Raw genomic sequence first — 13,792 nt, 5'->3', positions numbered from 1 at the left:
GCCGGGGCACCGTCCGGCCGTACCTAGGGCCACCGAAGGCGCGGACTCGCGTCGCGGACGGCAGAGGGACAACGGGAGTCGACATGAATACCTGGCGGAACGCCTCGCTCGCGGTGACGGCGGCGGCCCTGTTGGTGCTGACGACGGCGTGCGGTCAGGAGCGGGGCGCCGAGGCCCCGGGCGGTCAGGCCGTCGGGAACGCGGCCCCCGCGCGGCAGCCGGCCGACGGGGGCTACGGTTCGGACGGCGGCTACGGCTCCGAGGCGGCCGCGGGTGCGGCGCCGAAGGAGGCCGGACAACTCGCTGTGTGGGACAGCAAGAAGCTCGGCGAGGTGCTGACCGACAGCGAGGGCTTCACGCTCTACCGGTTCGACAAGGACACCGCCGAACCGCCCGCCTCGCGGTGCGAGGGCGACTGCGCGGAGACCTGGCCCGCGGTGCCCGCGCGGAACGCCGAGGCGGCCGCGGGGACCGACGCGTCACTGATCGGCGAGGTCACGAGGGGCGACGGGACGAAACAGCTGACCGTCGCGGGCTGGCCGATGTACCGCTACGCCCAGGACACCGGCCCCGGTGAGGCCAAGGGGCAGGGTGTCGGGGGAACATGGTTCGCCGCCGCTCCGGACGGAAAGAAAGCGGTGGTGAACGCGGACGGTCCCTCCGCCGGAGAGCAGGCCGACCTCGCCGGACTTTCGGTGCGGAAAGATCCGCAACTCGGCGACATCGTCGTCGACAAGCGCGGTATGACGGTTTACCGGTTCAAGAAGGACTCGGCCTGGCCGATGAAGTCCGCGTGCACGGGTGACTGCCTCAAGAAGTGGCCGGTCGTCCCGCCGGTGTCGAAGAATGACGTGGAAGGTGTCACCACGAAGGGATTCGTGACCTTCGGCCGGCCGGACGGGATCCAGCAGCAGTCACTCGACTGCTGGCCCCTCTACACCTTCTCCGGGGACTCGGAGCCGGGGGACACCAACGGTCAGGGAGTCGGGGGAACATGGTACGCGGTCTCGCCCGGCGCGAAGCTCGTCGGTGCCCCCAAGTAGCACCCGGGCAGGCCTGGTTGTACCGGTCCGTCGCCGAGTGCGCACACGCAGCGACGGACCGGTCGCAGGTGCCTCCGGTGTGTGACCAATAACGGATCTCTAATTTCCGTTTCCACTCGCTCTCTTGGCGGTCGATCAGTAGCCTCTGGTCAACACTGACCATGAACATGGCCGGATCGCCGTGGCGACTTGTTGGAGACATCGATGGAGCGTCCCGCCTGGGCACCGCAGGGCATAGACATCTCGGTGCCGAGCGTGTCTCGCATGTACGACTTCTATCTGGGCGGTTCGCACAATTTCGAGGTGGACAGGGAAGCGGCCCGTAAGGCCATGGAGTTCATGCCGGGGCTGCCCAAGGTCATGCAGGCGAATCGTGCCTTTATGCGGCGGGCCGTGCACCATGCCACCACTCTGGGCGTCAATCAGTTCCTGGACATCGGTTCCGGTATCCCGACCTTCGGCAATGTTCACGAAGTCGCCCAGGCGGCCGATCCCGAGGCCCGGGTCGCCTACGTCGATCACGACCCGGTCGCCGTCGCACACAGCCAGGCGGTCCTCGAGGGCAACGAGCGGGCCGTCATCGCCGCCGCGGACCTCCGCAAGCCCAAGGACATCCTGGACAACCCCGAGGTCAACGCCCTCCTCGACCTGGACCGGCCGGTAGCGCTGCTCCTCGTGGCGGTGCTCCACTTCATCGAGGACGCCGACGGCCCGTACGCGGCGGTCGCGGAACTGCGCGACGCGCTCGCGCCCGGCAGCCTCCTGGTCCTGACCCACGCCTCCTACGAGGGCATCCCGCTCCCCCAGGAGGAGGCGGGCGGGACGGTCGACGTCTACCGCACCATCCGCAACCCGCTGATCATGCGCACGCGCAAGGAGATCAGCCGGTTCTTCGAGGGGTACGAGATGATCGACCCGGGGCTCGTCGCGATGCCCGAGTGGCGCCCCGAATCCGCCGAGGCACTCGCACAGGAAGACCCGTTCACGTATTCGGGCTTCGCCGGGGTGGGGCGCAAGGCGTGAGCATCCCCTCCCAGCCGTCCGGCGCGCCGGACGCGGAACCCGACGGTGCCGAGGGCCGGCTCCGGAGATTCGCCACCATCTGGAGCCGGGCGATCTTCCCGTCCACGGCCACCTCCCTGACCCGCCCGGAGTTCGAGGAGCATCTGCTTCCGCTCGCCCGGGAACTCAGTGACACCCTGCACGGACGGGTCTTCGACGCCGCCCCGGCGCACCGCGTGGGAGCCGGGCTCGTCGCCGCCCACTGCACGGACCCCGACGCGCTGAGCTCCACGCTGGGCGTCGTCGACTCCTACCTGGTCCTCTACTGCGGCGGCAACGGCCCGGTGGAGCTCTCGACCGAGGACAGCAGAGCCCGCTGCGCCCGGATTCAGCACGCGCTCGCCGGCGGCTTCACCCAGGCACTGCGTGAACGGACCCTCGCGGAGCAGGAGGCCATAGCCCGCTCGGCGCTCACCGCCCGCTCGCACGCCGAACAGGCGCTGCACGCCACCGAGGCACGCTTCCGCGCCGTGTTCAAGGACGCCGCCGTCGGCATCGGCATCGCGGATCTCGACGGCAACATCCTGGAGATCAACGACACCCTGACCAGGATGTTCGGCGGTCTGGAGAACCATGTCCGCAGCCACAAGGTGAACGAGTGGGTGCACCCCGAGGACTCGCCGCACGTCTGGAAGTACTACGAGGAACTGGTACGCGGCGAGCGCGAGCACTACAGCGTCGAGAAGCCGTACTACCGCAACGACGGCACCGTCCTGTGGACGAACCTCACGGTGTCCCTGCTGCGGGACCCGGAGGGCCGGCCCGAATACCAGCTCGCCCTGCTGGAGGACACCACCGAGCGGCGGCTGCTCAACCTGCGCCTGCGCTACGAGGCCACCCACGACGCGCTCACCGGCCTGCCCAACCGGACACTGTTCTTCGAGCGTCTGGAGAAGGCGCTCGCGCCCAGGGAGGGCATGCGCTTCGGGCTCTGCTACCTCGACCTGGACGGCTTCAAGGCGATCAACGACAGCCTGGGCCACGCGGCGGGGGACCGGCTCCTGGTCGAGGTCGCGGACCGGCTGCAGAGCTGCGCGACGGCTCCGGGCGAGATGGTGGCCAGGCTCGGCGGCGACGAGTTCGTCGCGCTCACGACCGGGCCGCGGACCGAAGACGAGGTCCACGAGCTCGCCGGACGCATCCTCCTGGCTCTCGCCACGCCCGTGCGTCTCGACGGGCGGGAGCTGACGGTACGCGGATCCATCGGCGTCGTCGAAGGCCCGTCGGGTGAACGCACCCCCGCCGAGGTGCTGCGCAGTGCCGACATCACGATGTACCGGGCCAAGGCGGCCGGCGGGAACCGCTTCGCGCTCGCCGACGCCGAGGCCGACGCCCGGGCCATCACCCGGCACGGGCTGACCACGGCGCTGCCCACCGCGCTGGACCGCGGCGAGTTCTTCATCGAGTACCAGCCGCTGGTCCACCTCGGGGACGGCAGCGTGCACGGTGCCGAGGCGCTGGTGCGCTGGTGCCATCCGCAGCACGGGGTCCTCGGCCCGGACCGGTTCATCCCGCTGGCCGAGCACACCGGACTGATCGTGCCGCTCGGCCGCTGGGTCCTGGAGGAGTCCGTCCGGCAGGCGAACTTCTGGAAGGAACGGCACACCGACGGCGGGCCCCTGCGTATCAACGTCAACCTCTCCCCGACACAGCTGCACCATCCGAGCCTGGTCGCCGAGACCGTCGACGTACTGGAACGCTCGGGTCTGGAACCCGGTGCCCTCTGCCTGGAGGTGACCGAGTCCGCGTTGATCGGCGCGGACGACGACCTGCTCAAGCCGCTGCGCCAGCTGGCGGAGATGGGCGTCGACATCGCGCTGGACGACTTCGGGACCGGCTACTCGAACCTGGCGAACCTGCGACGCCTGCCGGTGAGTGTGCTCAAGCTGGATCGTTCCTTCACGCAGGGAATGCAGCATCACCCGGCCGACCCGGTCGACCTGAAGATCGTCGAGGGCATCGTCTCGCTCGCCCACAGCCTGGACCTCGCGGTCACGGTGGAGGGCGTCGAGACCGGCGCGCAGGCCGAGCAACTGCGGCAGATCGGCTGTGACACCGCTCAGGGCTGGTACTACGCGCGACCGGGTGCGCCCGACCGCATCCACTCGCTGCTGCTCGCGGACGCGGTCTGACGGGTCCGTCCTCAGCCGTCGGCCGGGCGGGGCCCGTCGGCGGCCGAGGGCACGGCGGGGTGCCCGGAGCCGAGGAGCATCCGCTGCAGCTCGCGTGCCGCCCGCGGTGGTTCGACGTCGCTGCGGTGCGCCAGCGCGATCGTGCGCCGCAGGCCCGGCGAGGCCAGCGGCGTCGTCCGCAGGTCCTGGCCCGCCCGCACGGCGACCATGCGCGGCACGACGGCGATGCCGAGCCCCGCCCGCACGAAGCCGAGTACGGCGTCCATCTCGCCGCCCTCCACCGTGAACGACGGCTCGAAGCCCTCCGCCCGGCACGCCGCGACGGTCAGTTCGCGCAGGTCGTAACCGTGCCGGAACATCACCAGGGGCTCGTTCTCGAGATCGGCTACGTGCACGGAGCCCTTGCGCCCGGGTGCCGGCCGGGACGCCGGCGACACCACCACCAGGTCCTCGTGCAGCAGCTCCACCGTCGTCAGCGCGGGGGAGGCGGCGGGTAGCGGCAGCACGAGCAGGGCGAGGTCCAGCGCGCCCCGGGCGAGCTGTCGCACGAGGTCGTGGGAGCCTCCCTCCTCGATGAGGAGCTGGATCCCGGGGTGGGCTCCGTGGAAGGCGCGCAGCACATCGGGCAGCAGGCCGGTGCAGACGCTCGGGGTGGCGCCGAGTCTGACGCGCCCCCGGCGCAGCTGGACCAGCTCCTGCACCTCGTGCCGCGCGGTGTCCGCGTCGGCCAGGATCCTGCGGGCGAGCGGCAGCAGCGCCTCACCCGCGTCCGTCAGCGCGATGTTGCCGCGCGCACGGCTGAACAACTCGGCGCCCAGCTCGTTCTCCAGCGCCTTGATCTGCTGGGAGAGGGAGGGCTGCGACACGTGCACCTCCTCGGCGGCCCGGGTGAAGTGCCTGGCCTCGGCGACGGCCACGAAGTAGGCGAGCTGCTGGAAGTGCATGGCGACGACGATAGCGGACTCGATAGGCCAAGCCTATGGAGATGAGACGTTTCATGTCTTGGACTGATGAAGACTTCCCCTCTAGCGTCGTGTCCATGGCATTGGCAACGCGGACGGACCGACGGCCGTCCATGACGCGTACGCTCTGGGACTCGTCCGTCGGCAAGAAGACGATCATGGCTGTGAGCGGCCTGGTCATGCTGGGTTACCTGGTGGTCCACATGCTGGGCAACCTGAAGATCTTCTTCGGATCCGACGAGTTCAACCACTACGCGCACTGGCTCCGGACCCTCGGCGAGCCCTTCCTGCACTACGAGTGGGCCCTGTGGATCGTCCGCGTGGTCCTCGTCGCGGCCGTCGTCCTGCACGCCGTCTCCGCGTACCAGCTGAGCCGCCGCGACCTCAGGGCACGCCCCACGGCGTACGTCCACAGGAAGGCGCGCTCCAGCTATGCCACACGCACCATGCGCTACGGCGGCGTCATCCTCGCGCTCTTCATCGTCTGGCACATCCTGGACCTCACGACGGGCACCGTGCACAGCGGCGGATTCCAGTCCGGGCACCCCTACCAGAACGTGCTCGACACCTTCTCGACCTGGTACGGCAACGTCATCTACATCGTCGCCGTGCTCGCCCTGGGCCTGCACGTCCAGCACGGGTTCTGGAGCGCGGCGCAGACCCTCGGCGTGGGCAGCGCGACCCGGGACCGGGTCCTGAAGACCCTCGCCAATGTCCTCGCAGTGGTGCTGACGGCCGGTTTCGTCTCCGTGCCCGTCGCCGTGATGACCGGAGTGGTGAGCTGACATGCCTGACCTGAGTGACTACACGAACTACCGCACCGGTGAGCCCCTCGTCGACGCCAAGGCGCCCACGGGGCCCGTCGCCGAGCGCTGGGACACCCGCCGCTTCGAGGCGAAGCTCGTCAACCCGGCCAACCGCCGCAAGCACACCGTGATCGTCGTCGGCACCGGCCTGGCCGGCGGCTCCGCCGGTGCCACACTCGCCGAGCAGGGCTACCACGTCATCCAGTTCTGCTTCCAGGACTCTCCGCGGCGGGCCCACTCCGTCGCCGCGCAGGGCGGTATCAACGCCGCCAAGAACTACCGCAACGACGGTGACTCGGTGCACCGCCTCTTCTACGACACGGTCAAGGGCGGCGACTTCCGCGCCCGTGAGTCGAACGTGCACCGGCTGGCCGAGATCTCCGTGGAGATCATCGACCAGTGCGTCGCCCAGGGCGTCCCCTTCGCCCGTGAGTACGGGGGCCTCCTCGACAACCGCTCCTTCGGCGGCGTCCAGGTGTCCCGTACCTTCTACGCCCGTGGCCAGACGGGGCAGCAGCTCCTCCTCGGCGCCTACCAGGCGCTGTCCCGTCAGATCGCCGCCGGCAACGTCGAGCTGCACTCCCGTACCGAGATGCTCGACCTGGTCGTCGTCGACGGGAAGGCCCGCGGCATCGTGGCCCGCGACCTCGTCACCGGGAAGATCGACACCTACTTCGCCGACGCGGTCGTCCTGGCCAGTGGCGGTTACGGCAACGTCTTCTACCTGTCGACGAACGCGATGAACTCCAACGCCACCGCGATCTGGCGCGCCCACCGCCGCGGCGCCTGGTTCGCGAACCCCTGCTTCACCCAGATCCACCCCACGTGCATCCCGCGCACCGGCGACCACCAGTCCAAGCTGACGCTGATGAGTGAGTCGCTGCGCAACGACGGACGCATCTGGGTCCCGAAGGCCAAAGGCGACGACCGCCCCGCGAACCGGATCCCCGAGGACGAGCGGGACTACTACCTGGAGCGCGTCTACCCGGCGTTCGGCAACCTCGTGCCCCGCGACATCGCCTCCCGCGCGGCGAAGAACGTCTGCGACGAGGGGCGGGGGGTCGGCCCCGGCGGCCAGGGCGTCTACCTCGACTTCGCCGAGGCCATCGAGCGCATGGGCAGGAAGAAGGTCGAGGAGAAGTACGGCAACCTCTTCGACATGTACGCCCGCATCACCGCGGAGGACCCCTACGAGACGCCGATGCGCATCTACCCGGCCGTCCACTACACGATGGGCGGTCTGTGGGTCGACTACGACCTCCAGACCACGATCCCCGGCCTCTTCGCGATCGGCGAGGCCAACTTCTCCGACCACGGGGCCAACCGCCTCGGGGCCTCCGCGCTGATGCAGGGCCTCGCCGACGGCTACTTCGTCCTGCCGTCGACCATCAACGACTACCTGGCCCGCAACCCGCACACCGAGGAGATCGACGCCGGCCACCCGGCCGTCGCCGAGGCCGTCGCCGAGACCGAGGACCGGCTGAACCTGCTGCTCGCGGTCGACGGGGACCGGACCCCGGACTCCTTCCACCGCGAGATCGGTGAACTCATGTGGGAGTTCTGCGGGATGGCCCGCACGGAGGAAGGGCTGCGCAAGGCCCTCGGCCGGATCCCGCAGATCCGCGAGGAGTTCTGGCGCCGCATCAAGGTGCCGGGCACCGGCGAGCAGTTCAACCAGTCGCTGGAGAAGGCCAACCGCGTCGTCGACTACCTGGAGCTCGCCGAGCTCATGTGCCTCGACGCGCTGCACCGCGCGGAATCCTGCGGCGGCCACTTCCGGGAGGAGTCGCAGACCCCGGACGGCGAAGCCGCCCGCCGGGACGAGGAGTTCTCCTACGCCGCGGCGTGGGAGTTCAGCGCCACCGGCGACGCCCCCGTCCTGCACAAGGAAGACCTCGTCTTCGAGTACGTCCACCCCACTCAGCGGAGCTACGCATGAAGCTCACCCTGCGCGTCTGGCGCCAGCAGAACGCCGAGGCGCCCGGCGCCATGGCCACCTACGAAGTCGACGGCATCTCGCAGGACATGTCGTTCCTGGAGATGCTCGACACCCTCAACGAGGAGCTCATCCTCGGCGGGGACGAGCCCGTCGCCTTCGACCACGACTGCCGCGAAGGCATCTGCGGAGCGTGCAGCCTCGTCATCAACGGCGACGCCCACGGCCCCGAACGGACCACCACCTGCCAGCTCCACATGCGGTCCTTCGACGACGGCGACACGATCGACATCGAACCGTGGCGCGCCTCGGCGTTCCCGGTCGTCAAGGACCTCGTCGTCGACCGCTCGTCCTTCGACCGGATCATCCAGGCCGGCGGATACATCTCGGCACCCACCGGCACCGCGCCCGACGCGCACGCCACCCCGGTGCCCAAGCCGGACGCGGACTCGGCCTTCGAGCACGCCGAGTGCATCGGCTGCGGCGCCTGCGTCGCGGCCTGCCCGAACGGCTCGGCGATGCTCTTCACCTCCGCCAAGGTCAACCACCTCAACGTGCTCCCGCAGGGCGCGCCCGAGCGGGAGACCCGGGTGCTCGACATGGTCGCCACCATGGACGACGAGGGATTCGGGGGCTGCACCCTCACCGGTGAATGCGCCACGGCCTGCCCCAAGGGTATCCCGCTGCCGTCGATCACCGCGATGAACAAGGAGTGGCTGCGCGCCACCCGCAAGGTACGCCGCTGATCCGGCCGCCCGCCGCGGGGAGTCAGCCCGGCCGCAGCGCCTTCGCCAGGTACGCGGCCGTACGGCTCCCCGCCGCGCGTGCGACCTCCCTCGGCGTGCCGGTGGCGACGATCCGCCCGCCCCCGTCCCCGCCGCCGGGCCCCATGTCGACGACCCGGTCCGCACCGGCCACCACCGTCATGTCGTGCTCCACGACCACCACCGAGTTCCCCGCGTCCACCAGGCCGTGCAACTGCCGCATCAGGACCTCCACATCGGCGGGGTGCAGACCGGTGGTCGGCTCGTCCAGCAGATAGAGGGTGTGCCCGCGGCGGGCACGCTGGAGCTCCGTGGCGAGCTTGATCCGCTGCGCCTCACCGCCCGAGAGTTCCGTCGCCGGCTGTCCCAGACGCAGATAGCCGAGCCCGACGTCGAGGAGGGCACGCAGACTGCGCTCGGCCGCCGGAGTGCCCGCCAGGAACCCGGCCGCCGCCTCCACCGTCAGGTCCAGCACCTCCGCGATCGTGAGACCGCGCAAGGTGACCTCCAGGGTCGCCGGGTTGTAGCGCGCGCCGTGACAGTCCGGGCAGGGGGCGTACGTACTGGGCAGGAAGAGCAGCTCGACCGAGACGAACCCCTCGCCCTGGCAGGTCTCGCACCGCCCGCCCGCCACATTGAACGAGAACCGGCCCGCCCGGTACTTCCGTGCCCGGGCCGTCTCCGTCTCCGCGAAGAGCTTCCGCACGACGTCGAACAGCCCCGTGTACGTGGCCAGGTTGGAGCGGGGCGTACGGCCGATGGGCCGCTGGTCGACCTGCACGAGCCGGTCCACCGCGTCCAGGCCCTCCGCCGACGCGCAGCCCCGCGTCACCGGGACGGCCGGACCGTCGGCCGACTCCGCGGGCCGCCGGTCGGCGAGCACGCCCGCCAGGACCTGTCCGACGAGGGTGGACTTGCCGGATCCCGACACACCGGTGACCGCCGTCAGCACCCCGAGCGGGAACGTCGCGTCGACGCCGCGCACGTTGTGCAGGTCCACCCCGCCGAGGGTGATCCACCCGGTCGGTACGCGCGGTTCGCGCGCCGGAGCCGGGTCCTCGTCGAAGAGGAACCGCCGGGTCGCCGACCCGTCCACCCCGGCGAGGCCGGCCGGAGGGCCGCTGTGCAGGACCCGGCCCCCGTGCTCGCCGGCCAGCGGGCCCACGTCCACCAGCCAGTCGGCCCGTCGCACCACGTCCATCTGGTGCTCCACCACGAACACCGAGTTGCCCGCCTCCCTGAGCCTGCCGAGCACGCCGAGCAGCGACTCCGTGTCGGCCGGGTGCAGACCCGCCGACGGCTCGTCCAGCACGTACACGACTCCGAACAGCCCCGACCGCAGCTGTGTGGCCAGCCGCAGCCGCTGCAGCTCGCCGGAGGACAGGGTGGGGGCCGTCCGGTCGAGGCTGAGATACCCGAGGCCCAGCTCCGTCACCGGCTCGATCCTGGCCAGCAGGTCGGCCGTGAGTACCCGCGCCGTGTCGCTGCCGCCGCCCGACTCCAGCAGCACCTCGGTCAGGGCCGTGAGCGGGAGCGCCACGAGCTCGGCGATCGTACGGCCGGCGAAGGTGACCGCCAGCGCCTCACGCCGCAGTCTCCCGCCCCCGCACACCGGACAGGGCGCGCTCGTCAGGAACCGCTCCGCCTTTGCCCGCAGGGTCCTGCTCCTGGAATCCGCGAACGTGTGCATCACATGTCGCCGTGCGCTCATGTACGTGCCCTGGTAGGGGCGTTGGATCCGGCCCGCGTCACGCACCGGGTGGACCGTCACCACCGGCTGCTCGTCGGTGAAGAGGATCCACTCGCGGTCAGCCGTGTCCAGCTCCCGCCACGGACGCTCGACGTCGTACCCGAGGGCGTCCAGCACATCGCGCAGGTTCTTGCCCTGCCAGGCCCCCGGCCAGGCCGCGATCGCTCCGTCCCGGATCGACAACGACGGGTCGGGGACGAGCAGTTCCTCGGTGGTGCGGTGGATCAGTCCCAGGCCGTGGCACTCGGGGCACGCACCGGCCGCCGTGTTCGGCGAGAAGGCGTCGGAGTCGAGGCGCTCCGCGCCCGGCGGGTAGTCACCGGCACGGGAGAGCAGCATGCGCAGGGAGTTGGACAGGGTGGTGACCGTGCCCACCGAGGAGCGCGCCCCGGGCGCCGACCGGCGCTGCTCCAGCGACACGGCGGGCGGCAGACCGGTGATCTCGCCGACGTCGGGTGCCCCGACCTGATGGATCAGCCGGCGTGCGTACGGCGCGACGGACTCGAAGTAGCGGCGCTGGGCCTCGGCGTAGATCGTCCCGAAGGCCAGGGAGGACTTTCCCGATCCCGAGACGCCGGTGAACACCGTGAGGGTGTCGCGCGGGATGTCGACGTCCACGTCGCGGAGGTTGTGTTCGCGCGCGCCGCGCACCCGGACGTACGGATCATGGGGGGTGGACATCGCGGTACGGCTCCGTGGGGGATCGGTGGGGTGAGCATGCTTCTGCCGGTGATCCTCCCTCACAGGTGAGGACCACCGGCAGCGTGGGCCGGACCTACACCATCGGGTCCATGCCGCGGTCGTTCATCGAGCTCTCCTGCTCGCTCTGCTCCCGCAGCCTGCGGGCCTTGTCCTGGAGCCGCTGCCGCTGCTCGGGATCGGTGGCGCGATCCGCGGCCTCGTTCAGTTCCTGCGCCTTGGCACGCAGCTGCCGCACACGGCCACCGGACTCACCTGCAACGCTCATGATCACTCCTGCATCTGTGGGGGAGCGGGACACCTTCAGCGAAACAGCGCGGGAGCCCCCCTGCATCTCGAACGGTCACGCCCCGCGACCGGTCCGGCTGCGCGCGCCGCCCCGTTCGGGCCTCCCGCCCGGCGCGCGGGGGCGCCAGGGTGTGGGGTGGTGGGTGCGGCGGTGCGTCACCGCCGTGTCCGACAGCGAGGAGGGACGTCATGCCGGCAGGATCCAGCTCCAAGCGGGAACGCCAGTACGAGCACATCAAGGAGGGTGCGGAGAAGCGCGGTACACCGACGAAGCGCGCTAAGGAGATCGCGGCACGCACCGTCAACAAGGAGCGGGCCCGCTCGGGGGAGTCCGGGACCGCGAGCCCGGCGTCGCTCCGGGACCCCAAGTCCTCGTCCGAGCGCGGCGGCCTGCGTTCCCACCGGGGAGCGCAGGGGCCGACGAGGGACCAGCTGTACGAGGAGGCCAGGAAGCGCAACGTCGAGGGCCGTTCGTCGATGAACAAGGAGCAGCTGCGCAAGGCCCTCGGCCGCTGAGCGACCGTGCTCCCGCCACGGGCACCCTGCTGCCCGTGGCCGCACGGGCCCCGCCGTGACGGACCGGGCGGGCGATGGGACCGGCCGTCGGCGGCCCGGGTCAGGCCTTCTCGTCCAGCCGGAAGCCGACCTTGAGCCCCACCTGGTAGTGGGCGATCCGGCCGTCCTCGATATGCCCGCGCACCTGTGTCATCTCGAACCAGTCGAGATGGTGCAACGTTTCGGAGGCCCTTGCGACGCCGTTCCGGATCGCCGCGTCGAGGCCCTCCTCGGAGGTACCCACGATCTCCGTGACCCGATAGGTGTGATTAGACATCTATTGTCTCCTTTCGTGATTCCACGGTGCCTCACTCCGGGGCGGGGCGCGAGGTGTCGGCCTTCCGGCCCGTGACCTGGGCCCGGAGTTCCGTGACCCGGACAGGGCTTGACCTGCCGATTGGTCCATACCAAACTCCCGTCCATACGCCCGTGCGAGCGCCGCCCGCAGTCCCCCCATTCGGGTCCTGTCATTCCGTCGTGCCGTTACGCAGAAGGTGACCCCCGTGAAGATCCGCATACTGGCCGGAGCCGTCGCGCTCGTTTCCTCCGTCGCGCTGACCGGCTGCGGCTACCTTCCCGGCGTGGACGCCGACAGCGGCACGGTGACGGTGTGGCTGATGAAGGGCAGTGCCTCGCAGGGCTTCCTCGACCGCTTCAAGGAGTCCTACGAGGCCGAGCATCCCTCTGTCGAACTGGAGTTCGTCCTGCAGGAGTGGGGCGGCATCGGTCCCAAGGTGCTGAAGGCACTCGACGGCGACGACGCACCGGACGTCATCGAGGTCGGCAACACGCAGGTCGCCCAGTACGCCCAGAGCGGTCAACTGCGCGACCTCACCCTGGAGTCGCTGCGTGACCTGGGCGGCGAGGACTGGCTGCCGGGACTCGCGGAGCCGGGCAAGGTCGACGGCGCGCAGTACGGAATCCCCTGGTACGCGGCGAACCGCGTGGTGATCTACAACAAGGACCTCTTCGCGCAGGCGGGGATCACCGAACTCCCCACGACGCGCGACGAGTGGGTGGAGGTCACGGAGAGGCTGAACACCACCGGTCAGCAGGGCATCTACCTCGCCGGGCAGAACTGGTACGTACTCGCCGGGTTCATCTGGGACGAGGGCGGCGAGCTGGCCGACGAGAGCGGCGGCGACTGGCAGGGCGCACTCGACTCGCCCGCCGCTCTGCGCGGCATGGACTTCTACAAGACGCTCCAGGCACTCGGCGACGGACCCAGGGACGCCGACGAGCAGACACCGCCCGAGACCGACGTCTTCGCCGAGGGCACGGTCGCCCAGATCATCTCCGTACCCGGGAGCGCCGCGCTCATCGAACAGCAGAACCCCGAACTCAAGGGGAAACTCGGCTACTTCCCCATCCCCGGCAAGAGCGCGAAGAAGCCGGGGGCGGTCTTCACCGGAGGATCCGACCTGATCGTGCCGGAGAGCGCCGACCGGCGGAGCGAGGGCGTCGAGGTCGTCAAGGCCCTCGCGGGGGAGGAATGGCAGACGGAGCTCGCCCGGGCCATGAGCTACGTGCCTAACAAGCCGGCCCTCGCCCGCGTCGTCGAAGGGCAGGAAGGGACCTCCGCGATGGCTCAGGGCGCCACCGAAGGCCGCGCCACGCCCAACTCCCCCTACTGGCCGGCCGTCGAGGCGGACAACCCGATCAAGCCCTACATGACGGCGGTGCTCGAGGGCGGCGACCCCGCGGAGGAGGCGAAGAAGGCGTCCGACCGCATCAGCGCGAAACTGGTCACCGGCTGACGGGGAGGGGCCGCACCCCGGACGATCCGGGGATTCAG

At 70.3% G+C, this 13,792-nt stretch carries 12 protein-coding genes; 8 read left to right on the top strand and 4 right to left on the bottom strand.

The window, feature by feature from the left end:
• Positions 1–83: 83 nt before the first annotated feature.
• The 3 genes from IA22_RS0121520 to IA22_RS0121510 all read left to right on the top strand — a co-directional run bounded on the left by IA22_RS0121520 (position 84) and on the right by IA22_RS0121510 (position 4,237).
• The gene (locus IA22_RS0121520) at positions 84–1,043 is read left to right on the top strand and encodes an SCO0930 family lipoprotein (protein ID WP_030124528.1); all 960 of its coding nucleotides are present in this window, start codon (positions 84–86) and stop codon (positions 1,041–1,043) included.
• 204 nt (positions 1,044–1,247) lie between these two features.
• Positions 1,248–2,066: an SAM-dependent methyltransferase gene (locus IA22_RS0121515; protein ID WP_014152561.1), complete on the top strand. Its 819-nt coding sequence runs from the start codon at positions 1,248–1,250 to the stop codon at positions 2,064–2,066.
• Positions 2,063–4,237: a putative bifunctional diguanylate cyclase/phosphodiesterase gene (locus IA22_RS0121510; RefSeq protein ID WP_030124527.1), complete on the top strand. Its 2,175-nt coding sequence runs from the start codon at positions 2,063–2,065 to the stop codon at positions 4,235–4,237. Before IA22_RS0121515 ends, IA22_RS0121510 begins: the two co-directional genes overlap by 4 nt.
• Before the next feature lie 11 nt (positions 4,238–4,248).
• On the opposite strand, the gene IA22_RS0121505 is transcribed toward IA22_RS0121510, so the two are convergent.
• Entirely contained in the window at positions 4,249–5,181 is a 933-nt protein-coding gene (locus tag IA22_RS0121505; RefSeq protein ID WP_030124526.1) for a LysR family transcriptional regulator, read from the bottom strand.
• A gap of 95 nt (positions 5,182–5,276) precedes the next feature.
• On the opposite strand from IA22_RS0121505, the gene IA22_RS0121500 reads away from it, so the two are divergent.
• The 3 genes from IA22_RS0121500 to IA22_RS0121490 are packed head-to-tail and all read left to right on the top strand — an operon-like array spanning position 5,277 to position 8,687.
• Positions 5,277–5,984 (top strand): succinate dehydrogenase, encoded by a 708-nt coding sequence (locus tag IA22_RS0121500; RefSeq protein WP_078468442.1) that lies wholly within the window; start codon positions 5,277–5,279, stop codon positions 5,982–5,984.
• A gap of 10 nt (positions 5,985–5,994) precedes the next feature.
• Positions 5,995–7,944, top strand: a complete 1,950-nt coding sequence (locus IA22_RS0121495; protein ID WP_389821249.1) for a fumarate reductase/succinate dehydrogenase flavoprotein subunit — start codon at positions 5,995–5,997, stop codon at positions 7,942–7,944.
• Positions 7,941–8,687, top strand: coding sequence for a succinate dehydrogenase/fumarate reductase iron-sulfur subunit (locus tag IA22_RS0121490; protein ID WP_014152556.1), 747 nt, complete (start codon positions 7,941–7,943; stop codon positions 8,685–8,687). The genes IA22_RS0121495 and IA22_RS0121490 overlap by 4 nt, the downstream gene beginning before the upstream one ends.
• A 22-nt stretch (positions 8,688–8,709) precedes the next feature.
• Here the strand turns inward: IA22_RS0121490 and IA22_RS0121485 are convergent, their stop codons facing one another.
• Together IA22_RS0121485 and IA22_RS0121480 are read right to left on the bottom strand one after the other, a co-directional pair.
• Positions 8,710–11,136, bottom strand: coding sequence for an excinuclease ABC subunit UvrA (locus IA22_RS0121485; RefSeq protein ID WP_014152555.1), 2,427 nt, complete (start codon positions 11,134–11,136; stop codon positions 8,710–8,712).
• 94 nt (positions 11,137–11,230) lie between these two features.
• Positions 11,231–11,422, bottom strand: coding sequence for a DUF6381 family protein (locus tag IA22_RS0121480; RefSeq protein ID WP_014152554.1), 192 nt, complete (start codon positions 11,420–11,422; stop codon positions 11,231–11,233).
• 209 nt (positions 11,423–11,631) lie between these two features.
• Here IA22_RS0121480 and IA22_RS0121475 point away from each other — a divergent pair, with 209 nt between their 5' ends.
• Positions 11,632–11,958, top strand: a complete 327-nt coding sequence (locus tag IA22_RS0121475; protein ID WP_014152553.1) for a hypothetical protein — start codon at positions 11,632–11,634, stop codon at positions 11,956–11,958.
• Between the two features lie 100 nt (positions 11,959–12,058).
• On the opposite strand, the gene IA22_RS0121470 is transcribed toward IA22_RS0121475, so the two are convergent.
• Entirely contained in the window at positions 12,059–12,274 is a 216-nt protein-coding gene (locus IA22_RS0121470; RefSeq protein WP_014152552.1) for a dodecin, read from the bottom strand.
• Between the two features lie 226 nt (positions 12,275–12,500).
• Between IA22_RS0121470 and IA22_RS0121465 the strand changes: the two genes are divergently transcribed.
• A complete protein-coding gene (locus IA22_RS0121465; protein ID WP_014152551.1) occupies positions 12,501–13,754 on the top strand; it encodes an extracellular solute-binding protein in 1,254 nt (417 codons plus the stop codon).
• Positions 13,755–13,792: the final 38 nt, after the last annotated feature.

This window comes from Kitasatospora papulosa, from assembly GCF_000717245.1.
Lineage (GTDB): Bacteria > Actinomycetota > Actinomycetes > Streptomycetales > Streptomycetaceae > Streptomyces > Streptomyces papulosus.
The sequence above is the reverse complement of the archived record's forward strand: the minus strand, read 5'-3'. Positions and strand labels throughout refer to the sequence as shown.